General features: G+C 47.8%; 15 protein-coding genes. 13 read left to right on the top strand and 2 right to left on the bottom strand.

The window, feature by feature from the left end; genetic code table 11:
* The first annotated feature begins 434 nt into the window (after nucleotides 1-434).
* From nikA to MKY44_RS28435, 6 genes are all read left to right on the top strand, one after another.
* On the top strand, nucleotides 435-1,985 hold the full coding sequence (nikA, locus tag MKY44_RS28460) for a nickel ABC transporter substrate-binding protein (protein WP_341009679.1): 1,551 nt from the start codon (nucleotides 435-437) through the stop codon (nucleotides 1,983-1,985).
* Nucleotides 1,985-2,932, top strand: coding sequence for a nickel ABC transporter permease (nikB, locus tag MKY44_RS28455; protein WP_062836581.1), 948 nt, complete (start codon nucleotides 1,985-1,987; stop codon nucleotides 2,930-2,932). The genes nikA and nikB overlap by 1 nt, the downstream gene beginning before the upstream one ends.
* Nucleotides 2,929-3,783 (top strand): nickel transporter permease, encoded by an 855-nt coding sequence (gene nikC / locus MKY44_RS28450; RefSeq protein WP_341009677.1) that lies wholly within the window; start codon nucleotides 2,929-2,931, stop codon nucleotides 3,781-3,783. The genes nikB and nikC overlap by 4 nt, the downstream gene beginning before the upstream one ends.
* On the top strand, nucleotides 3,780-4,580 hold the full coding sequence (locus MKY44_RS28445; protein ID WP_036671813.1) for an ABC transporter ATP-binding protein: 801 nt from the start codon (nucleotides 3,780-3,782) through the stop codon (nucleotides 4,578-4,580). Before nikC ends, MKY44_RS28445 begins: the two co-directional genes overlap by 4 nt.
* The gene (locus tag MKY44_RS28440) at nucleotides 4,577-5,554 is read left to right on the top strand and encodes an ABC transporter ATP-binding protein (protein WP_341009676.1); all 978 of its coding nucleotides are present in this window, start codon (nucleotides 4,577-4,579) and stop codon (nucleotides 5,552-5,554) included. The genes MKY44_RS28445 and MKY44_RS28440 overlap by 4 nt, the downstream gene beginning before the upstream one ends.
* A gap of 378 nt (nucleotides 5,555-5,932) precedes the next feature.
* Complete coding sequence (locus MKY44_RS28435) at nucleotides 5,933-7,438, top strand: malate:quinone oxidoreductase (RefSeq protein WP_341009674.1); 1,506 nt, start codon at nucleotides 5,933-5,935, stop codon at nucleotides 7,436-7,438.
* 245 nt (nucleotides 7,439-7,683) lie between these two features.
* Here MKY44_RS28435 and MKY44_RS28430 read toward each other — a convergent pair whose 3' ends face one another.
* Entirely contained in the window at nucleotides 7,684-10,635 is a 2,952-nt protein-coding gene (locus MKY44_RS28430) for a hybrid sensor histidine kinase/response regulator (RefSeq protein ID WP_341009673.1), read from the bottom strand.
* 316 nt (nucleotides 10,636-10,951) lie between these two features.
* On the opposite strand from MKY44_RS28430, the gene MKY44_RS28425 reads away from it, so the two are divergent.
* Both MKY44_RS28425 and MKY44_RS28420 read left to right on the top strand, forming a co-directional pair.
* Nucleotides 10,952-12,088 (top strand): response regulator, encoded by a 1,137-nt coding sequence (locus MKY44_RS28425; protein ID WP_341009671.1) that lies wholly within the window; start codon nucleotides 10,952-10,954, stop codon nucleotides 12,086-12,088.
* A gap of 190 nt (nucleotides 12,089-12,278) precedes the next feature.
* Nucleotides 12,279-16,085 carry an S-layer homology domain-containing protein gene (locus tag MKY44_RS28420; RefSeq protein WP_341009668.1) on the top strand — a complete coding sequence of 1,269 codons (3,807 nt, stop codon included), beginning with the start codon at nucleotides 12,279-12,281 and terminating at the stop codon, nucleotides 16,083-16,085.
* A 108-nt stretch (nucleotides 16,086-16,193) separates the two neighbouring features.
* Here MKY44_RS28420 and MKY44_RS28415 read toward each other — a convergent pair whose 3' ends face one another.
* Entirely contained in the window at nucleotides 16,194-16,811 is a 618-nt protein-coding gene (locus MKY44_RS28415; RefSeq protein ID WP_341009667.1) for a TetR/AcrR family transcriptional regulator, read from the bottom strand.
* A 163-nt stretch (nucleotides 16,812-16,974) separates the two neighbouring features.
* Between MKY44_RS28415 and MKY44_RS28410 the strand changes: the two genes are divergently transcribed.
* The 5 genes from MKY44_RS28410 to MKY44_RS28390 all read left to right on the top strand — a co-directional run bounded on the left by MKY44_RS28410 (nucleotide 16,975) and on the right by MKY44_RS28390 (nucleotide 24,143).
* Complete coding sequence (locus MKY44_RS28410; RefSeq protein ID WP_341009665.1) at nucleotides 16,975-17,568, top strand: cysteine hydrolase family protein; 594 nt, start codon at nucleotides 16,975-16,977, stop codon at nucleotides 17,566-17,568.
* Between the two features lie 269 nt (nucleotides 17,569-17,837).
* Nucleotides 17,838-19,946: a TerD family protein gene (locus MKY44_RS28405; RefSeq protein ID WP_341009664.1), complete on the top strand. Its 2,109-nt coding sequence runs from the start codon at nucleotides 17,838-17,840 to the stop codon at nucleotides 19,944-19,946.
* Between the two features lie 167 nt (nucleotides 19,947-20,113).
* Complete coding sequence (locus MKY44_RS28400) at nucleotides 20,114-20,986, top strand: AraC family transcriptional regulator (protein ID WP_341009662.1); 873 nt, start codon at nucleotides 20,114-20,116, stop codon at nucleotides 20,984-20,986.
* Between the two features lie 351 nt (nucleotides 20,987-21,337).
* On the top strand, nucleotides 21,338-22,963 hold the full coding sequence (locus MKY44_RS28395; RefSeq protein ID WP_341009660.1) for a rhamnogalacturonan lyase B N-terminal domain-containing protein: 1,626 nt from the start codon (nucleotides 21,338-21,340) through the stop codon (nucleotides 22,961-22,963).
* A 214-nt stretch (nucleotides 22,964-23,177) separates the two neighbouring features.
* A complete protein-coding gene (locus tag MKY44_RS28390; RefSeq protein ID WP_341009658.1) occupies nucleotides 23,178-24,143 on the top strand; it encodes an SMI1/KNR4 family protein in 966 nt (321 codons plus the stop codon).
* Nucleotides 24,144-24,214 lie beyond the last annotated feature (71 nt).

Below are 24,214 nucleotides of genomic sequence, written 5' to 3'. Positions count from 1 at the left end.
AATATATCTACTATTAAATGTCCTAACTGCCAAGAGACTAAAGTTAATTATCAGTATGTGGGAGATACACGTTCAAGAGTAGGTTTTTTAGATATATGGTGTAATTCTTGTCTTCAAGGAGTCCACATTTCTCGAACGAAAGTACCTGAACGCTTAAGTATGATTTCATTTGAAGAGGTAGATGAATATAAAAGAAGAGTGCCGAAGTATACTGCAGTAGAGCCTTTCTAAACAATATTGAGCTAGAAAGCAAATCGTTAACAAGATAAGCCCTCATATGTAACAAAAAACATGAAGAATCCGCTCTCATCCGAGAGTCGGATTTTTTCTCGTTCTAACACCAATATAACTCTTGTCAAAACGTAATCATTACGATATGATAATACTCATTGTTTAGATCATAATGATTACGATTAAGAGAGAGGGGCATTACCTTGAATAAAAAGACGCCACTGCTAGCGCTGGTCTCCTTGGCCTTGAGCGCTGGACTGTTGAGCGCCTGCGGATCATCTGAGTCCAGTCCCGCTGCGCAACCATCCACTGATAATAAAAATGTTCACTTCCTATATAACTTCTCCACGAGTTCGCTAGATCCACATGTGGATTCCAGCTATGTGCCGCTGCGCGCGGGCATTACAGAAACGCTGGTTCGTCTCGATGAAGAGAATCTGACGGTTGCTCCATGGCTCGCCGAGAGCTGGGAGAGCGAAGACGGACAGCATTGGACGATCGACCTGCGAGATGATGTGACCTTCCAGAACGGCAAGCCAATGACGGGTGAATCCGTTAAGGCATCCCTTGAGCGGGCACTGGAAGAGAATGTAGCCATCCAGAACGCGCTGAAGATTGATACGATTGAAGCCGAGGGCGACAAATTGGAGATCACTACAACTCAGCCGTTCCCGGAGTTCGCTTCGGAACTGGTGAACCCCAACACGGCGATTATCGACGTGAGTGAGCCGGACATTGTGAACAAGCCCATTGGTACGGGCCCGTTCAAACTGACCTCTTTTACCCCAGGCAGCAAGCTACAACTAGATCGCTATGATGAATACTGGGACGGAGCATCGCCTCTAGATTCCATCACGTTCTCATTCAATGAAGATGCCAATGCCCGCACACTAGCGCTCAAATCTGGGCAGGTAGATATCGTATACCGTCCAGAAGTCGAAAGCCTCGAATCGCTCAAAGCGATGGACGGCATGAAGGTTGAGTCCACATCGACATTCCGCGTGCATCAGCTAACGATGAACATGCAGCGGGAGAGTATGAAGGACCTCAATGTCCGTCGTGCGCTGGACGTGCTGATTGATCGTCAGGGTATCGTGGACACGATCCTGCTCGGCTACGGTGAAGCTGCTATCGGACCGTTCCTGCCATCACTGCCATTCGCACCAACCTATACGGATACAGCAACCGAATACGGAGCTGATGTCGCTGTAAAATATCTTGGCGAAGCAGGGTACACGCAGCAAAACGGCGTGATGACCAAGGATGGAAAACCATTGCAGCTGACGCTGCTGACATATTCAGCCCGTGCTGATCTGCCACTGATTGCTCAAGTATTCCAATCTGATGCGAAGAAGATCGGTATCGACGTGCAGATTCGCCAGATTGACACGCCGGAAGACTATATGGCATCCAACCGCGACTGGGATATTGCGACCTACAGTAATTTGACAGCTCCGCGTGGGGATGCAGGATATTACCTGAATGCGACGTACCATCCGAAAGGTGCTCTTAACTTCAGCGGATCGGAAGATCCGGAGCTAACCAAGATCATCGACGAATTGAATCTCACAGTTGCACCAGAGAAGCGCGCAGAGCTAGCCGAGAAGGCAGCCAACTATGTGCATGACAACGTGCTGAATTCATTCGTGCTGCATCCAGGTACGATCGTTGCCTACAACGGTAAAAAGATCAAGAACTGGGTTACCACTCGCAGTGAATATTACATGATTACCAATAAGCTGGATGTGATGTAATGTTTCGCATTTTGCTTCGAAAGTTCCTTGAGGTATTTATCTTTCTGTTGTTCATTATGTTTGTGAGTTTCCTGTTCATTCGTCTGGCTCCCGGTGATCCCGTGCTGACGATCCTGAATGTGGACGAACTGTCCGTTAGTCAGGAGCAGGTCGAAGCTGTACGCGAGGAAATGGGCTTCAACGATTCGCTTCCTGTCCAGTTTGGTAACTGGTTGCTCGATTTTGTTCGGCTCGACTTCGGTGTATCGTATTCGACAGGCCAGCCCGTCATGCAGACCTTGATGCGTGCGCTGCCTGCTACGGCTGAACTGACGATAGGCGCTCTACTGGTCATGCTCGTCATAGCGATCCCGCTCGGCTCGCTGTCAGCACTCCATCGCGGCAGTTGGATTGACAGGGGCAGCCGCATGCTCTCCATTGTGGGTGCGGCGGTGCCGAGCTTCTGGCTGGGTCTGATCCTGATCGACATGTTCGGCGTACGCTTCGGTAATCTGCCAACCATGGGCCGGGATGGATTCACATCACTTATTCTGCCATCTCTGACGCTGGGACTTGCCATCTCCAGCGTTTATGTGCGTCTTTTGCGTTCCAGCCTGCTAGATTCACTAAGTCAGGAGTTCGTTCGGTCCGCCAGGGCAAGAGGGTTATCCGAAGGCCGGATCTTCATGCTTCACGCCTTCCGGCACAGTCTGCCGCCTGTCATTACAGTATTCGGCGTCAGTCTCGGTAGCCTGATTGGCGGAGTTGTCGTGATTGAAGTGTTGTTCGCTTATCCGGGTATTGGCAAGCTTGTCGTTGACGCCATCCGCCAGCGTGATTATCCACTGATCCAAGGTTACATCCTGATCATGGCTATCGTGGTTTTCCTCGTGAATACGGCGGTTGATCTGTCGTACCGTTATTTGAATCCTGAAATGAAACTGAAAGAAAAGGAGGCCCACCGATGAAAACCACTTCCCTGCCCATTTCGCCTACAAAATCTAAAAAACATAGCTGGCAGGCGATCATTGGTCTGCTGTTTGCACTACTGGTCATCGCGGCCTCCTTGTATGCCTTTTTAGTTCTGAAGCATGATCATACCTTAACCGATCTGCGCGGACGATTGCAGGGCGCAAGTGCTCTCCATCCGTTCGGTACCGACCACCTGGGCCGCGATGTACTGACACGTCTGTTGCTTGGCGGCGGCCAAACACTGGGGTATAGCTTGCTGGCACTCGGTGCTGCATTGCTGATCGGCATTCCGTTTGGCTTGATCGCGGGTTACAAACGTGGCTGGGTCGATAAGCTGTTCATGCGGATCGCTGATGCTTTTCTAGCTTTTCCTGATACTATCGTGGCGATTGTGCTCAGTGGCCTGCTTGGCGCGGGAATCGGTAATCTGGTATTGGCGATCGTAATCGTAAAGTGGGTGAGCTACGCCCGTCTCGTTCGGAGTACAGTTTTATCGGAGTCCCAAAAGGATTACATTCGCATCGCCCGGACCAACGGACTTTCGGACGGTCGTATCATGAGAAAACATCTGCTTCCACATATCGCAGGCCATGTGCTCGTGCTGGCCAGTCTTGATCTGGGCAAAATCATTCTGCTCATCTCTTCGTTGTCCTACATCGGCCTTGGCGCACAGCCGCCAACACCTGAATGGGGTGCGATGCTGAACGACTCACGGCCTTACTTCCAGTCTCGGCCGGAGCTGATGATCTATCCTGGTCTCGCCATTGTATCTGTAGTATTGCTTGCCAACATGCTGGGCGACTATCTAAGAGACCGGTTTGACGTGAAGAAGGAGGTGCAGCCATGATTCTCTCCATTGAGGAACTGAGCATCTCCAGTCGGGATCGCACGATTGTAGATCAAGTCTCTCTGGCTGTTCGCGAAGGTGAATTCATGGCATTGGTCGGACAGAGCGGTAGTGGCAAAAGTTTGCTCTCGCAAGCGATTGGCCGTCTGCTGCCGCCCAATCTGCATGCATCGGGGCGAGTCATGTTCGAAGGCAGCAACCTGCTCGAACGGAAGCCAAAGGAGATGCGCGCTCTGCGGGGAAGCCGCATCTCATATATTTTTCAAGATTATCAGGGAGCGTTTACGCCCTTTCGCAGCATTGGTGGGCACTTTGATGAATACCAGAAGGTTCATGGGGAAAAGTCTTCTGCCATCCGCAAGAAACGAGCGGAGGAAGCGCTGGAATCGGTTGGCCTTGGCGCTGAATTGCTGCGCCGCTATCCGTTCCAATTGAGCGGTGGACAGCTTCAGCGGGCTTCAATTGCTACGTCACTGATGCTCTCACCTCGTCTGCTGATCGCTGACGAAGCGACAACGGCACTGGACAGTGTGTCTGGGCATCGCGTGTTGGAACTGCTGGCACGCAAACAAGCGGAGACGGGATGTGCCATTCTGTTTATCACACACGACTGGCGCCATGTACGTCGCTATGCCAACCGCTTGGCTGTGATGAAGGAAGGGCAAATCGTCGAATCTGGCGGGAAACATCGCATTCTCGATCATCCTCAGCATGAATATACGCGCCAGTTGATTGATGCGGCTCCCGTCCTGAGCCGATCGCTGAAGTCGGGATTGAAGGAGGCAGGAACCGAATGAAGACAACGGAGAAAGATGAACGCCGTGGACTCATGCAGTCCGAAGAAGGATCTGTTGTGCGAAGTCACGACTTTGCTAAAGGCGTAAACCATGCAGACACAGAAAATACAGTCATAGATACTGTGGCTACAGATACTACGGATAGAGATACAGATGCTGATATAGAAACTAACGTTGCAGAAACTGCTTCATCCTCCAGCACTCCCGGCAATCCCGTGCTTCACGTGGAACATCTCAGCCGAACGTATGCAGGTGCAGACCGACCGGCTGTGAATGATATTTCCTTCACCCTGAACCACGGTGAATGCCTTGGCCTGGTTGGTGAGAGCGGCTGCGGCAAGAGTACGCTCGCCCGCTGTCTGCTACGGATTGAAGATGCAGATAAGGGTTCGATTACATTGGGTGGACAGGATATTGCACGGCTGAGCGGCCGACGGTTGCGGCCTCATCGCCGGAAGATTCAGATTGTTTTCCAGAACCCGATGGCTGCACTCAATCCGAAGCTCAAGATTGCCGATTCGCTAATCGATCCGTACGAACAACTTGGACGGAACGCCGAGCTGTCCCACTTTACCTACACATCGAAGGATGCATACGTCCAAAAGCTGCTTGAAGCGGTTGAGCTTCCAAGCGATTTGGCTGGACGGTACCCCCATGAGCTAAGTGGTGGACAGCGTCAACGGGTCACGATCGCGCGCGCCATTGGTATTGAGCCGGACGTTGTCGTTCTGGATGAACCGACGGCCAGCCTGGACGTGATCTCACAAGGTGCAGTTTTGCAGTTGCTCACCGATCTGCGAACATCGCTGGGTCTTTCATACGTGTTCATCTCGCATGATCTGGCTGCGGTACATCGCATGAGCCAGCGCATCATCGTCATGCGGGAAGGTCAGATCGTTGATCGCTTTGGCGCGGATGCGTTGTTCGCTGAAGAACGCCATCCGTATACAAAGGAACTGATTTCTATTTTCTGAGTACTCCCGGAAACGCCGGGGGTGGTAATCGTTGATTTATATATGAAGCCGCCTTACGAAGAGATTCGAAAGCGGCTTTTGGCGCATCCATTTGATCACCCAAGTCCCCCTAAAACCGGGTTCCTTTCTTTGTTTTGAACAAATATATCTTTCAGGCCTATAACCGGGCTAACGTTCCGATGTAAACTAGCGTATACTGATGGAATAGCAAATATCTTGAAATTGCATATTTAAATTGCTCTATATTATTGATACACTAGATCAAGGTTATAATCATTCAGAGAAGGTGCGATCCCGTTCAAGAATGGGCTTGCTGCAAATGCCAAATCGATAACGCTTACATCCTTTTGGCAAATATAGGATATAAGGACGGTAGACATGAGCCAGGGACAAACGAGTACAGATGTTATCTTGATTGGTGCCGGAATTATGAGTGCAACTTTGGGAACTTTGCTAAAAGAATTGGCACCAGACTGGAATATTAAGGTTTTCGAAAAGCTAGCCACTGCAGGAGAGGAAAGCTCCAACGAATGGAATAATGCCGGAACCGGGCATGCTGCATTGTGCGAACTTAACTATACCGTTGAACGACCAGACGGAACCGTAGATATTAGCAAAGCGATTAAAGTGAATGAACAATTTCAGATCTCAAAGCAATTTTGGTCCTATCTCGTCAATAGCCGTCTGATTCGTAATCCGCGGGACTTCATTATGCCGATTCCTCATTTGAGTTATGTACATGGAGAGAGCAATGTCCAGTTTTTGAAAAGACGTTATGACTCCTTGTCGAATCACCCGTTGTTCGCAGGCATGGAATTCTCGGATGACAAGAAAGAGCTGGCGAAATGGATGCCGCTGATGATGAAAGATCGTACCAGTAATGAACCTGTTGCAGCGACCAAAATTGACTCCGGTACGGACGTTAACTTTGGTGCTTTAACGCGTATGCTGATCCAACATTTGAAGGAACAACACGTGGGCATCCACTACCAACATAGCGTGAAGAATATGAAACGCACCAGCGATGGACAATGGGAATTATCCGTGAAAAACCTGAAGAGCGGTGCAGTCGAACGCCATAAGGCCAAATTCGTCTTTATTGGCGCGGGCGGCGGAAGTCTGCATTTGCTCCAGAAGACGGGCATTCCGGAAGGTAAACATATCGGCGGATTCCCGGTCAGTGGGATCTTTATGGTGTGCAAAAATCCAAAAGTCGTGGAACAGCATCACGCCAAAGTATATGGCAAGGCTTCAGTAGGAGCTCCGCCGATGTCGGTTCCACATCTGGATACCCGATTTATCGACAATAAGAAGTCGCTGCTATTCGGGCCGTTTGCCGGGTTCTCACCGAAGTTCCTGAAGACGGGTTCCAATGCCGACTTAATTACGTCGGTTAAGATGCATAATCTGCTTACGATGCTCGCAGCAGGTGTCAAAGAAATCTCTTTGACCAAATATCTGATCCAACAACTGATGTTATCTAAAGAACAACGCATGGCTGAATTGCGTGACTTTGTTCCGGGTGCGAAGAGCGAGGATTGGGATATGGTTCTGGCGGGGCAGCGTGTGCAGGTGATCAAGGATACCGTCCAGGGTGGCAAGGGAACGTTGCAATTTGGTACGGAAGTGGTCACGTCTGCAGATGGAACGATTGCGGCTCTGCTAGGTGCATCACCAGGTGCATCCACCGCAGTTCAGGTCATGCTTGAGATTCTTCAGCGGTGCTTCCCGCAGCATATGGAGGCATGGGAGCCAAAGATCAAGGAAATGATTCCTTCTTACGGCATATCCCTTGTGGAGAACTTGGATCTCCTCAAAGAGGTTCATTCTTCAACAGCCAAGGCGCTGGGATTATCGGATGAAAAACATGTCCTGCACGTATAACGTTTAGCTTATCGTGTTAGATCATAATGAAGTCATAGAAAAGAGAGCTAAGCCGGGACGAACCCTGTGCTTAGCTCTTTTTTGATTTATTTGGTATATCAGAACTTGAACTTGAACTCGAGCCTGGGCTTGAAATTGAACTTGAACATGTCCGCTATCATCGCTTTCCCCGTAGACCTTACACAAAGCAAACGGATATGGATCGTACAATATGCCGCTGTAGAGTCATGGAACGATCTTATTGCTCAGGCTCTTAAACTGCGGTCCAAAGGGATGACAAAGGAAACTTTCGTGCCTTGACCCGGCGAGCTGACGATGGTTAAACCTTGTCCGTACATCTGGGTTAACCGGCGATGTGTATTGGTTAATCCAATACCTCCCGTTCCGCCGGGACCTTTCTTGGGCCACGCCAGTGCCCGTTCGATCTGCTCGGGCTGCATCCCCACACCGTCATCCTCGATCTCAATCAATGTGGACGCTGTTTGGTTGATGATTCGGATATGCACGGTTCCACCCTCAACTTTGCTGAGAATACCATGTCGAACAGCATTCTCAATGAGTGGTTGAATGGTGAGTGGCGGCAGGGATAGATCAAGATCATCGGGAATATCCCAGATGACGTTCAACCGATTCATGAATCGTTCTTTCTCAATGTAGAGATAGGCGCGGGAGAGATCCAACTCATGAGTGACCTCAACCATTTTCTCCGAATTGACAAAATGAAAGCTGGTCTGAAGATACTCGATAAAAGCATCGCCCAGTTTCTGCATTCGCTCCGTGTCCATCTCACTAAGAACCATGATTGAATTGAGCGTATTAAAAAGAAAATGGGGCTGAATCTGTGCTTGTAAGTAAGCAGCCTCCATGCGCAGTCGCTCATCAATGGATTGTTTCAGTACGATCAGAGACCCGATGCGATGCCTTAACTCAACGGCATCCACGGGCTTGGTAACATAGTCCGTAGCACCGGCCATGAATCCGGCGTATACATCCGCTGGTTCGTTACGGGCCGTCAGCAATAGGATGGGAAGCTCGGATACCGAATAACGCTTGCGTACATTCTCGGTCAATTCATAACCGGACATATGAGGCATCATGACATCGGCAATCAGTAAGTCCCAAGGCTCCTTATCCAATAATTCAAGTGCCTCAAGCGCCGAGGCCGCGGGTTGAATATGATACGGTTCATTCGCAAGCATGGAGATCAGTACTCGCAGGTTTACAGGATCATCATCGACGGCAAGAATTCTTGCGGCAGTCTTATCTTGAGAGACGGTCTGCTGCTGCGGCTCTGCAATCGCAACTTCATCGAAGCTGTGAGCGTCCCATTGCTGCTCAGTCTGGTCCGATAGCGATGCGGTGTCTTCCCGTGGAAGCGAGACCTGGAAGGTCGATCCTTGCCCAGGTACGGATTGCACGGTGAGTTGGCCGCCATGGAGTTCTGTGAGCTGCCTGCTGATATTGAGACCGAGGCCGATTCCTCCGCTTAAACGGGCCTCTGGGGTCCCTTGTTCATACGCCTCGAATATTCGCTGTTGTATCTCCTCACTTATACCAACACCTGTATCTGAAACTTGAATCAAGACGTACTCTCCATGTTCACGAACGGACACGGTAATGGTACCCTCATCGGTAAATTTGAGCGCATTATGCAACAGGTTATAGAGCACCTGAACAAGTCTTCTCTCATCGGCCTGAATCAACGGCAGTGAGTCTGGAATATCCACCTGCATATGGATGGGCTTGCCCTCTGCCATGAATCGGAACATACCGATCACGCCTGGAATGACAGATGCAAGAGATAAAGGTTTCTTCTGAAGCGTAATACGTTTTTCCTTCAAACGAATGACATCAAGGAGGTCATCAACCAGTTGGGACATACGTCGGCCGATGGTAACTAACAGCTTCATGTCTTCTGCCTGCTGCCCACCTGATTTACGCCGTTCACGGACCGCGATGCTCTCGGCGATATTGATGATCCCATGCAGCGGTGTACGCAATTCATGAGCCGTATTCACAAGAAACTGATCCTTCTGGCGATCCTCCTCTTTGAGCTGTTCGTACAACTTCTCGATCTCACTTGAGTTGCGGAAGTATTTTCTAAACCAATAGGCGGCGAAGCCGAACATGGCCGCGATCACATCAATCGGATAATACACGTTGGTAATTTCGCTATGTGAGTTCACAATTCCCCACAATACGCTTGATAGGCTGCTAGTAGCCGCAAAGAGCAAAAAGCTTGCGTCCCTTCGTTTCTCGGCTGCCATTCGGAAGAATAGGTACACAGACCAGCCGATGGCAAACAGATAAAGGAAATCAGAAAGCCCAATCTCAAGTACATGATAGATCAGGGTCACTGGTGCGACGAGCAAAAATAAACAGTAAACGCCAAGCACGCTGGCATAGATACGGAACAGTTTACGCCCTTGTAGATTGTGGGAGAAGCTTCTAGCCATCTGTAAAAGAAAGAATGCGAACAACGGATAGGATAACGCTTTGGCCTTAACGATCCAAGTGAAGTTGAGTGGAATCCAACTCAATAACAGACTGTCATGGTCGGAGATGACCGTTAGGGCAGCTACCAGTGTTAGCATCGAGAACGTCAGCAGAGCTCGTTCCTTCCGGATAAATAGAAACATGACAAAAGCGTATAGGCTGTGCAAAAGCAGTATAGCGAATGTAATCTTTTGCAAGTCAATGGATAGTCCTCGTTCACTTCCAATGGCTTCTGGAGAACCAAAATAGAGAGAGCGTGTGATTCCTCCGCTATAAGGATCGTCAAAATTGGCTGTCTGCACTAAAAGATTAAGTTCACTGGCACCGCCAAGTGCATAGGAAGTCGTAAATGCAGTCCTTTCTGGTCGATAGGTATCGGCCTGCGCGGCAGGCTGACCGAATTGGGCAACAATGGTCCCGTTCATCTCGATAATCGATGATGTCTGGATTTTCTGAGCCCAGAGAGAGACTTCCTCCACAGATGGATCTAACAGTATGCGAAGACGGTACGTCCCATATCCGAACGACGATGAGGATTGTGGTAATGCATTACGCCAGTCACCGGGAACTTGAATCGGTGTGGATGGGTTATCCGCTATTTTCGCGTCAGAATTAGAGATTAATGCATGAGGATAAAATTCCCATTCTCCATCCAGAGATATGGGTGAAGTGTTGGCGAGGTCCCAGCCTCGGAGGTCCAACAAGCCTTCAATGGGTTCAGGATGTGCGGGTATAGTGAAAGTCTCGGACCATATCCAGCGAAAGTCAAGTAGAATAGTTAGAAATAGAATCGACAGCACTACATATCGGGGTATCTTTTTATAGGTTATTGGTTTCATGGCAGACTTTAGTTTTCGACAGTTTACTTCAAATTCCTGCATGCCCTCTGCCAAAGATGAACATTTTTTTTGAATTCCGGAACATAGATTCTATATTTAAATGATAGCGGTCCCACGTCAGGATTTATGGTAAAATTATAGATTAAAGGGTGATCAGTGAGCCAGAGGAGTTGTGCATATGAGAGTGATTTTGGTAGATGATGAATATCTCGCTCTGAGCAGGTTAAACAAACTGTTGCAAGAGAGAGAGGATTGCGAAGTTATCGGCTCTTTTCTGACGGCACAGGAAGCCATAGATCAGATCAAACTTCATCTGCCGGAAATCGTCTTCATGGACGTTCAAATGCCGGGGATGAACGGGATTGAGGCGACCGAACGTATCCATGAGGTTTCTCCTGGAACAGAAGTTATTTTCACAACCGCATATAACGAACATGCACTGACGGCCTATGGGCTTGAAGTGCTGGACTATATTATGAAGCCTGTAACGCGTGACCGTTTGGAAAAAACGATGAAAATGTATCAACGCCGAACGGTGTCAGCAAGTCTGAATGTAGCAGAAGGGCCATCCATGTTGATCCGTTGTCTGGGGATGCTCCAGGTCCAACTGCACCCAAATGAGCCGCCAAAACATATGAAGTTCAGAACAACCAAGATTAGAGAGTTATTCGCCTATTTGCTCCACCATCGGAACAAACCGATTAAGCGGGATACGCTACTTGAACTGTTGTGGCCAGAGTTGGATGAGCGGAGAGGTATATCCAATCTGCACAGTGGCATCCATCGCTTACGCAGCATGATGAACGAATTCATGGGCGAGGACAAAATGGTCATTCGTTATCAACAGTTTGGATATCTATTGGAAACGGGTGAATTTAGGATTGATGCGGAAGAATGGGAGAGTCGTCTTACCCGATTGCCTGTATTATCTTCGTCTACAATAACTGAACATCGGCAGACCTCAGATCAATATGAAGGCCAGTATTATGGCGAGGACGATTATGTATGGGCTGAGTTGGAGCGCCAGCGATTGCATGCACTCTGGCGTAACCATGCCATGCAACTCGCACAATATTACATCGAACTGGGACAGAATACGGAAGCACTAACGCTATATTACCGGGTACAACAATTCGAACCATCATTGGAGGAAGTCGGACTGGCCTTAATGAAGACCTACGATCGATTAGGCAATAAAGATCCTGTGGTCGCTCAATATAACCAGTTGGTTATCGCTTTAGAACAAGAGGCAGGTATACGTCCTGGCCTGGAAGTTGAGTTATGGTACCAACAATGGAAAAATTCGAATATTTAATTGGATATACACAGCCTTGCAGCTTCATTTGCAGGGCTGTTTTTTTGTTGTATTTGTTAGCGAGGAGTTTGGTAAAAGGTTTGGTAAGAGTTTGGTAAGAGGCCATGTGTAGAATAAGCAAGATGAGGGTAGATATGATGTTTTGAGTCAGTAAGCAGTCCAAAAATAACATATTAAGTAGGAGGAAACTATGTACACAGCAGAAATCCGGAAGAAACCATGGCAAAGAATTTCCATGCTGGTTCTTTCCTTTATTCTGGCGATTGGAACGTTGCCAATGAGTCTGGCTCAAGCGGAGGCGACTAACGAGACTCCTGTTGGTCCGGGTGGAGTTGGATCCCCTTCACTATGGCTACGACCAGAGCGGGTAAACGGAGTTGCCAGCGGCGAAAAGGTGAGTATCTGGGAAGATCAAGGCAGTAAAATAAACAATGCAACCCAAAGTACGGAAGCTAATCAACCGACCTATTGGGATGATAAAAATCATAATATCAATTTCAATCCGGTATTGGAATATAACGGCACGAGTAGTTTTATGAATCTGGATGTAAGTAAGCTTCCTCAAGGGAAGAGCCCCAGATCGATCATTACCGTTAGTAGAACCAATAAAACGGGAGGCCTCAATTATATTATTTCATGGGGAGTACAAACAACGAATGCTTATACGGGTATGGGGATGCTTCAAGTTGACGCAAGGGGCGGCTTGACGACATTTAACAGTGACAGTAATCAGACTTTATACACTCCCGACAAGTTTATGGGAACGACATTCCCGACCGAGCTATTTGTTACTTGGACAGGTGGGGACACTGGAACGAATATAGCTAGATTGTACAGTAAAATGGAGCAGGTACAGGAACTGGGTGGTTGGGGAAAAGATAATGCTAAGGCATGGAATACTGGTAACTCGGACGGAGCTTTAGTTGGTAAGCTAATTCCGGCAACTGCGGCGAATAGTGGATATTGGCAGGGTACGATTGAAGAAATCATCGTATTTGACCATGCTCTGACGGACGCAGAACGCCAAAAAGTCAGCACATATTTGGCGATCAAATACGGCTATACGCTTGATCAGACGACAGCAAATTCATATGTCGATTCAAACATGGCTACGATCTGGGATGCCCAGGAGAACGAAGTCTATACCCATCGGATTACAAGCATCGGTCGAGATGATCAGAGCGGATTGATGCAGAAACAAGCCAAAGCGCAGGAAGAAGATTCGATATTGACGATTGCATTAGGCAACAGTATCGAGGATACGAATTCTGCTAATGAAAATAAAATAACAGAAAATTCTTCTTTCTTTACATTCGGTGACAATGGGGAGAAAAATACCGATTTCGTAACACCGATTACTAATGATAAAGAAAAACTGCTTATGATGAAGCGTATCTACAAAATACAGAAATCAAACTGGACTGAAACACAGATTACACTTCAACTAGACAAAAAAGGTGGCTCGACGGAGTTGCCTCGATATCTAGTAATTAGTGATGATGCAAAATTTGATGCTCCAAAATCGTTCTATTTAATTGAAAATGGCCAAGTAAGCATAAATACCTCCAATTTTGGTCTGAATTCATACTTTACGATAGCAGAAGTTGCTGCTCCTTTGACGGCGCCAGACATCACACTGATCGACGATGAGTTGAAATGGGAAGCAGTTGAGCATGCAGATAAATATGAAGTAACGATTGAACTGGAAGACGGTACGAAGCGGACGGAGGAAGTAACCGGAACGGCGCTTAACCTGTCGCAATTGGTACCATCGCTAGAAGTTGGAACTTACACGGTGACAGTAACAGCGAAGACGAACAATCCAGCCTACTCAGATTCAAAAGCATCAAATTCGAAAAGTTATGTTGTTATTGATAAGGCGAAGTTGAAAGCCAAAATCGATGAGATTAACGGTAAGATCGAAACAGGCGAACTGGACGAAGAGGAGTACACACCAGCGAGCTGGACAGCACTGGAAGAGGCAAGGAACGAAGCAAATCGAGTGTTGAATGAACCGACAGCGACTCAAGCGCAGGTAGACAAGGCACTTCAGGATCTGACAGATGCAAGAACAGGCCTAATCCCTACAACATCTGTACCCGTTGTAGATAAATCAGCTTTGCAAGCGAAAGTAACTGAAATTACAGGTGAAAGCCTGGAAGAGTCAGCGTACACACCAGCGAGCTGGACAGCACTGGAAGAGGCAAGGAACGAAGCAAATCGAGTGTTGAATGAACCGACAGCAACTCAAGCGCAGGTAGACAAAGCACTTCTGGATCTGACTGATGCAAGAACGGGACTTACAAAAGTGATTGGTAATGACATATCAACGTTACAAACGTTGGTCCCTTCCGTGGGAAGTTTGTCCCCGGCATTTGATCCGGCTAAAGATACGTACACCATCTCTGTACCGAATAGCGTATATCAATTCCAGCTCACGCCAACGGCACTTGATCCACTTGCGAAGATTGAAATAGCTGTTGGAGATGGAGAATGGAACGAGGTTTCAAGTGGTACTGTAAGTGAGAATCTACCGCTCCAAGTCGGTGGGAATAAGATCGTTGTTAGAGTAACCGATTCACTTGGAAATGTTACGGCGTATAAAATTAACGTGACTAGAGCATCCAGTGACAATGGTAACAATGGTGGAGGCAACAATGGCGGCGGTGGAAATACGGGAGGTAACGGTGGAAGTACACCAGCACCTACACCTGCGCCAGTACCAACGCCAACTCCGGCACCCGTGAAGGATAATTTGGAAACAACTCGGGATGGTAGCCATCAACCATTTGCTACATCCAAACCATCTGACAACAAAGAAACATTGGTTCAAGTTGATCCAGCCAAGCTGAATGTTGCCATGTCACAAGGCACAGGACAGCAGTTTGCCATTCATTCACCGAATGATGGGGATATGAAGGTGGACGGTTTAACCCTCGAAACACTGAAACAATTAGTGGATCAAGGTTCCAAACTAAACATTAGCAATCCGCTGGCAATCTATCCGGTACCTGGCGGTAAAATGGACGTGAATGGTGTGTCCAGACAGCTTGGTAATGCAGCGTTGAATGATATTGATGTCCATGTTGATATCGCACGTTCCTCGGATGCTTTGATTGACAGTGCCGAGACAAGAGCCGCATCCCAAGGATACGAGCTACTTGTCACACCGGTTGATCTGGATCTGACGTTTACGAAAGATGGACAGACCGTGCGATCCGGCCAGCTGAACGGTTATGCACCGAAGTATATTGCACTTCCAGAAGGTATCGATCCGAACCGGATTACTACAGGCGTAATCATTAATCCGGACGGTAGCATCTTCCATGTACCAACGGTTGTCACTAAGATCAGTAGTCGTTACTACGCACTCATTAATGACTTGCGTAGCAGCGGAAGTTACTCGGTTATCTGGAACCCGCAGGATTTTGAAGATGCCAGATCCCATTGGGGTAAAACGGATGTGAACAACATCGCTGCGAGATTAGATCTGCAAGGTAACGGAGATAACACATTCTCACCGAACCGTCAGGTTACTCGTTCTGAGTTTGCCGAGATTGTTGTGCTTGGACTGGGCTTAATGCGTCAGGATGCACCACAGAATCTATTCCCTGACGTTAACGATTCCGCATGGTTCCGCTCTGCGGTAGCCCTTGCAAATGAATTCGGTATCGTTCGCGGTTATGATAATGGGAACTTCAACGGTAATCAGGAAATCACACGTGAGCAAGGATTTGCTATGGTTGCTCGTGCCTACCGGCTGATTGAACCGGAAGCTTCAATCAGCCCGGATCAGGTGAATGCTGAACTGAAACGTTACAGTGATGCAGCCAATGTATCGAATTGGGCAAAAGAAGATGTAGCCCAGTTGATTGCCGCTAGAATCATCCAAGGTAACGGGCCAGAGGTTCTGAGTCCGAAGACAACGATGACCCGTGCTGAGGTTACCGCATTGATTGCAAGAATGTTGAAAGTAACAAACCTGATTGATCAATAAACACAATCTAAAACGAAAAGCCTTTGCTGACATTGGGGGTCAGCAAAGGCTTTTTCATATTTCATTTTAAATATAAAGGGAATCTTATGGATTTCTGTCCCAAATGAGTTACCTACGCAGACCATCACAAAGGATCGACACAACGCGTTCCGGGAAAATTCCTCGATCTCCGGTGGCCTGAAGCACACCGATCAGTATGATTTTAATATCCTCAATGCTTGCATCTGCTCGGACAGAGCTGTGTTGCTGTGCTCGCTCAAGTAGGAGGGTAATGCCACGCCAGAACTCATTCGCTATCTCTGAGCGGCCAGTATCTATAGTCAGACTGCTAACAAGAGCATCGGTAATCGCCTTGTTGGCAATCCCCTCGCTTATGATCTTGGTGAAATATTGAAAAAACGCTTCGCCCGGATCGTTGTGATGAAGCAGTTGATCCGCCTCTTCCATCAGACGTATCTTGTGGCTGGCGATGACGGCCCCGAACAGATCTTCCTTTGTTGGGAAATGGCGATAGACCGTGCCTACACCGACACCCGCACGCTTTGCAATCTCATCCATTGAGACAGCAATGCCCTCCGTTTTGAAAATTTCATGCGCGACACGGAGCAGCTTATCCCGATTTTTCTTGGCATCTGCACGCAGTGTCTTCTCTGGAACCTGAGTGACGATGGAATCAGTATCCGTAACCTCACCGTCAGGAGTAGGATTATTGTTTTTAGACATCATTGGATCACACCTCTTTCATAAATATACCTCACTGTTGATTTGTTGACAAACGGAGTATGACCTCCGTATAATTTTAAACGGAACCACATCTCCGTTTATTGCGGGAAAATATTATACGATCTATTCTGAATTTCTTAACTCAATTCCAAAGGAGAAGGATAACATGCCACATTCAATAAGCAAAAGTGCGTTGCTGATCATGGATATGCAAAAGAGTGTCGTGTCACAGTTTGTTAAAGACAGAGAGGACCTGCTACCATTTCAAAAAGCGATTGAGACTGCACGTAGTCATGCGATTCCTGTGATCTACGTAAGAGTAGCGTTCCGCCCGGGTTATCCAGAGATTAGTTCACGCAACAAAATGTTTGGCGGAATTCCTTATCGGGCTGGAGCTGGAGCAGATGCGGTGGCGGCCATGGAAGCAGCGGTGCAGATTGATGAATCTGTACAACCCCAGCCGAACGAGCCTATTGTGACCAAAGTTCGGGTCAGTGCATTCGCCGGAAGCGATCTGGATGTCATCCTTCGGTCCCGCCAGATAGACACACTCATTCTTAGTGGGATTGCGACAAGCGGAGTTGTTCTATCGACTCTGAGGGAGGCGGCGGATAAAGACTATGCGCTCACCGTGCTCTCGGATGCCTGCATCGATGCCGATCCTGAGGTACATCGTGTGCTCACGGAAAAAGTGTTCCCTCTTCAGGCAGAGGTTAGATCTGTAAGCGAGTGGGCGGAATCGTTATCCGGTACAAATTAGGTCATCTTATCATGTCGTAATACTTTCGCCCTGTTGGCAGTTCGTGGAATCTGAGATGATGGGTTCACCAGAGGTTCGGGTGACGAACTTCGAACCGCTGGCCTTCAGGCTATTGCGATCCTTCCTTCTAACTTCATTGGCGAAAATAGGGTCGCAGCTCTCCTGAAGATTTCATTTCAGAGAGGAGGCGTCCAGGCTATCACATTCCTTCCTTCTAACCCTAACCTTTCACGTTATATAGGGATGTGGCTTTCCTGGACTCTTTTATCATGAACAATACAATCTATTTGCGCAGAGCAAACAAACTCATTATCGAATCAAACGAAGGGGAACAACAGTTGCCGAAGACATATCTGGCGACTGCCCTCAAAAATATTGAAGCACTCGGATACACCTTCTCGGATGAGCTATTGCAGGCGATGCGGCAGCTGTCCAAGGAGCAATTTGAAGCGGTATATATTCAACTTGTGGCTGATCTGAGAGTCATGGTTGGCGCACATGTGAAGTACACTCCGATGTATGCAGGATTCCCAATGCAGGTGATGCAAGCGGATGAAGCGGAGTTATACCTTAATGCAATTATTCATTATCTGACCAACCTGACTGTAGTCTATCCGGATCAACAATCTGTGGAGAGAATGTCTTTGCTGGAGAAGACGGACTTGAAAGTCATTGGTTTGGGAAACCGGCAAGCATTCCAGACACTCATCCGTCAGATCATTGAAGCAAAAGGTTCCATCTCGGAAACAGACAAGGCGGATATCGACACGGTATTGGAGCATGCAGACCCGGAAGACGTGGATGCGCTATTACCCGCTGAGATTCCGTTCAAAGAAAATGTGGGCTTTGTGATTGCCTCGCTGTTGAAGCATGAAAAAGCAAACATCGACCGGATCGGTCCGTATTTCAAAACGGCAAGTGATGTACTCCGTCTGGCTGTTGCCTGGTCCGATGGTGATGTCAGCCTCGCAGCAGCTACTCCCTTCCGAAAATTCAAACGGCGTGAAAGACGCCTTTTGCTCGGATTGCTGGAGCAATGTGGCTCCAGCACGGAGGATATGCTGCGTTATAAGGATCGCTGGATTCGCCTTGGCGAAATTCTGCATCCATCGGAATATAAGCTGCGGTATCCGCAATGCGAAGAAGCCTTTGATATTTTGCGTAATAATAAGCCTTATTCGACCTTCAACGGAAGTGTGGAGCTTGCCTTCCAATATCGAAATGTCTGGAGTCTGATTGATCTGTTGTCACAGCGTCCAGGTGAATTCGCGAGAAGACTGGATTACTTGCTGCGGATGACCGAAGATGAAGCGTATGTACTGCTGGCATTTGGTGAGGTATTGAAGCAAGTCTCTACCCCGGTGTTATTGCAGGTGAGACAGCATTTCGCGCAGCGTAATGAACCGCAGGATCTGCGTGTCTTTTTCCCGAAAGGTAATGTAGCTAAAGCTTTTGCTGTTCCGAATGAGCTGCCAGAGATGGATGAAGCCACGTGTCAGGATGTCGTGCAATTGTGCGAGCAGGCACTGGTAGAGCGATTCGCTGCCCTTGCCCCGCTTGGGAAGACCTATGTTGATCCGCAGCTCCATGATTATCTGGTACCCTTTTCCCAGAGATCGGCAAGCAAGGCTCTGCATACCATCGTTCGTGGAAGTCGTGTGCCGATGGCAGGGGGTGATACCATTCGTTTCTTCAACTGGTGGAAAGAGGGGGAGGTGGATGGAAAGTCCACAGGGCGCGTGGACATTGACTTGTCTGCGGTGATGTACGATAAGGACTGGAACTATGTGGAGCATATTTCCTATACGAATCTGCGATCCTCTAACTATAAGGCTGTCCATAGCGGAGATATCGTGACTGCACCTAACGGAGCAAGTGAGTTTATTGATCTGCATATTCCATCCATCGTGGCCTATGGTGGACGATATGTGGTGGCAACACTGCTTTCATTCACCAGCCATCCGTATTGTGATCTGCCAGAATGTTTTGTAGGCTGGATGATGCGGAAGAAGCCGGGGTCTGGCGAGATTTTCGAACCTTCTACCGTAGCGAACAAAATCGATATTACCGCGGATACGCAGATTGCGATCCCTGTCATTATGGACCTGGTTGAACGTACCGTCATCTGGACAGACCTGGCGCTGACAAGCCACCCCGATTACTACAACAATGTAGAAGGCAATCAAAAAGGCATGGTCTTGATGGGTAAAGCACTAACGAATTTACGCAAACCCGATCTGCATGACTTGTTCATGCTCCACGCCAAAGCTAGAGGAGAACTGGTGGATACAATAGATCAGGCGGATACAATCTATTCGGTGGATCAAGGCGTTACGCCGTATGATATCGAGCAGATTATGGCGGAGTATCTGGTTTGACCTGTTTGACTTCACTACTGGTGATATGTGAATATCAAGGTTAGAAAAGAGTAGCTGATGCTGCTCTTTTTTCTGTTTAGATGCAAAGAGCCTACAGAATGGTGCAGGTAATGTCGGATGCAAAGAGAATGACTTTGCTAAGCTTGAATTAACGTGGGAGGGATGATATGGATACGCTCAGGCGGTTAAATGAAGCCTTGAATCATATTGAGGAGCATCTGATGGATGTCGTGGACATGAAGGAAATTTCCCGGATTGCCTGCTGCTCGGAGTATCATTTTACACGCATGTTCTCTTTTCTTAGTGGTGTAACGCTCTCGGAATATATTCGACGTCGCCGCTTGACACTTGCAGCCATGGAGTTAAGCCACAGTGACAGCAAAATCATTGATATTGCACTAAAATACGGGTATACATCGCCGGATTCTTTCTCGCGTGCTTTTCAAAGCATGCATGGAACTACGCCCTCCGAAGCGCGAAACCATGGTCCATCCCTTAAAGCCTTCCCACGGATGACATTTCAACTGACCATTCAAGGAGGAAGCGAAATGAACTACCGTATTGAAGATAAAGAGGCGTTTCGAATCGTGGGTATTCGAAAAAGGGTGCCAATCGTATTCAACGGGGTCAATCCGGAGATCGCTGCGATGTACCAGAGTCTTACACCGGAGTTGATTGATTCGATCAAGGGGGCATCGAACGTCCAACCTCTGGGCTTAATCAGTGCTTCAGCCCATTTCAGTGAGGGACGTATGGCGGAACAGGGAGAACTGGATCATTACATTGGTGCAGCAACGACAAAAGAGACGCCTGAAGGCCTGGAACAGCTGGAGGTTCCTGCTTCGACGTGGGCCGTATTTACGGTCGTTGGTCCGTTTCCAAGGACGCTTCAGGAGATATGGGGCCGGATTTACGCAGAGTGGTTTCCTTCATCGGACTATGAGCTGAGTGAGGGTCCGGAAATATTATGGAATGAGCACAAGGATGTTACTGTAGAGCAATATAGAAGTGAGATATGGATACCTATTCGGAAGAGATGATACTGTCTCTAGCTTGGTATCTGCGGGCGCAGCTTTTGAAGCTGCGTTTTTTGTTTTCAGAATTTGCTATCGTATATACGAGCCGTTTTCATTGCAAATTTATGTAATATAATGGTATTATTTTATTGGAATTGTAAGAATACTTGTACGTAGAAGAGTGATTTAAAAAGGGGGTGGCGAGATCAGGTTTGCATGAAGTGATGACTCTATTCTATACGCACGCAGACATAACATTTCAGTGACTATGGACATGCCCGCATAGCAGACATATCGATATGAGACGGAAGTGTCAATTATTATACATTATAATGTAAGCGCTTTATTATATGAGTTCTAAGGAGGGATTTACTCATGACCAAAAGTATAGGGAGAAAGGCGCTTGGTTTGTTTTTAATCATCGTTATGATCGCAACAGCTGCTGTATACCCTGCATCTACTGGACACGCGGCAACTATTAATGTGACCGATAACGGCTCCAGAATTGAAGTAAACACCGGATCAGGATTAGTCTATGTGGTGAACAAAACCAATGGAGATATTATCTCGGCCAAAATGAACGGTACGGAGCTGAACAGCAACAGAGGGTCGCATATTGGCTCAGGTTTGGGCTCCTCGGCCAATGTAACGTGGAATAAGTCACCTTCGGGTTCAACGGTGCTAATTACCGTTTCCACCAACACATTGACTCACTATTATGCTTCGCGTGGTGGGGAGAACATCATATACATGGCAACGCATATCACGGCTCAACCTTCGATCGGGGAGCTGCGATACATTTTCCGCGGTAATGGTAGTGTGTTGACAGGTGTTCCGGCGAATTCTAACAACCGGGGCAACACTGGAGCGATTGAAAGTCAGGATGTATTCGGGTTTGCAAATGGACAGTCGGCCTCCAAATATTATGGTAATGATCAGGCCAAAGACTTATCCGTTCGTGGGGTGACGGGGAATGGCGTCGGTGTATTTATGGCCTACGGCAATCGGGAAAAAAGCTCGGGTGGTCCATTCTTCCGGGACATCCAGTTTCAAAGTGGAACAGAGACGGAAGTATATAATTATATGAACTCGGGACATGCACAGACGGAAAATTGGCGCCTGGGTCTGCATGGGCCGTATGCTTTGATCTTCACCACAGGTGGTACGCCGAGTGTACCCGATTTCAGCTGGATGTCTGGTCTGAATCTGCAGGGGTGGGTATCCAGTCGGGGGAACGTGGTGCTTAATGGTCTCTCCGGGATGGATACGGGTTATGCATATACAATTGGGTTCGCCAATAGCAACGCCCAGTATTGGGTGGGGACGTCTTCAAGTGGGGCGGCAGCCAAGTACAGCATGATCCCGGGGACATACACCATGACAGCCTATAAAGGGGAACTGGCGGTATATACGGAAACGGTTAATATCACGGCAGGCCAAACGACGACACTGAATACGCGTACGATCAACAATGATCCGAGTAAAGCCTCCAGCATCTGGCGTATCGGTAACTGGGATGGTACACCACGGGAGTTCCTGAATGGACAGACAATTCCGATCCGTCACCCGTCCGATAGTCGTAACCCAAGCTGGGGGCCTGTCACCTACGCTACCGGTAGCGCGACCAATCGATTCCCAGCAATCCAGTTCCGTGGTCAGAATTCTCCAACCACAATAACGTTTAACTTGAATGCATCTCAAGCGGCATCTTCTCATATGCTCAATATCGGGATTACCGCAGCCTACAATAATGGCAGACCGAGTGTAACGGTTAATGGACATGCATTAACTAATCCTGCCGCGTCTTCACAGCCCAATTCTCGTAGCTTCACCATTGGTACGTATCGTGGGAACAACACAACCTTTAGCTGGAATGTTCCAGCATCCTACTTCGTCAATGGTTCCAACACTATCACGATTACGCCGATCAGTGGTTCCAGTGACTTGGGTAACTGGTTAAGTGCAGGTTGGGTCTACGATTGTGTTGAGTTGCTGAATTGAATTAAGAATTCAATATAGTGGAAGGAATATAGGAGGTAGCCTGCCTGGTTTTCTTAACTAGGTTCAGGTTACCTCTTTTAGCTTTGTCATCCGAAATGAAAAGATATTGATTCATGATATCCCTAAGGATCTTGCTTTGCTGGAGATGGTGATCCGGATAGTGGTATAATTTTCAATACGTAATCATGAGTGAATGAACGGGGAGGAAAAGAGAATGAGAGACGATCTGTTGGTTCAATTGCAAGAGTGGCATGAAGAAGATGAATTTCAGGAAATTGTAGATGCAATTCAAGCAATTCCTGTGGAAGAAAGAGATTATGAGCTGGTTAACCATTTGGGACGAGCGTTAAATAACTTGGAACAGTATGAAGAAGCGGTTGAACAATTCCTGACGGTTGCTAAAGAGGGCACAGGCGACCCACTTTGGCATTATCGGATTGGACTGGCTTATTATTATCTGGAACAATACGCTCATGCGCTGCAAGCATTCGAAAGAGCGGATCAATTGGAGCCTGACGATGAAGATACGTTGGAGTTTCTGGAATGGATTCGAAGCAAGACAGCAGAGGAACCCACAGAGGTATCCGCAGAGAAGCCCGTGGATAATGTTCCTACAGTCTCTGAAATCTCAATCGCACCTGTTAGTGTTAGCCGTATGGAACCAACGGGTTTTTGGAATGATAGTGCTGAAGCCGTGGATCAATATGTGCTGGCCCCACCTACTGATGGACAGATCGAGTCAATGGAGGAGCAGTTGGTGTTCAAGCTGCCAACATCCTATATAAACATGATGAAATTACATAATGGTGGTGTTCCCCACTATAGGTATTATCCTGTTAGCCAAGCAGAGGCTGCCAAGAAGGTCCGCGTTGAGGTCGCGGGTATATTGGGTATTGGGCGGGAGAAAGCACATTCGTTAGGTGGTGAAGCTGGCAGCCGATTTATCATCGAGCAGGGGGGTTACCCCGAAATCGGTGTTGTTATCTGTGAGTGCCCTTCCGATTCGGAGATCGTGATGCTGGATTATCGTGAATCCGGCAATGCTGGTGAGCCCGAGGTTGTTCATGTGGACAAAAATGAAAGCTACAAGATCACTTGGCTTGCGCCCAATTTTGAAACCTTTATTCAAGGTCTGTTGAATGAGGAAAATCAACCTGCAAACCTTGAAGGTTCACTGTAAGTAAGGGTATGAGCTTCTCTTGATACGAAACGTTGAAAAGGCTGCATCCGTAATGACGGATGCAGTTTTTT

It is taken from the genome of Paenibacillus sp. FSL R7-0026 (assembly GCF_038004485.1).
GTDB lineage: Bacteria > Bacillota > Bacilli > Paenibacillales > Paenibacillaceae > Paenibacillus > Paenibacillus xylanexedens_A.
The sequence above is the reverse complement of the archived record's forward strand: the minus strand, read 5'-3'. Positions and strand labels throughout refer to the sequence as shown.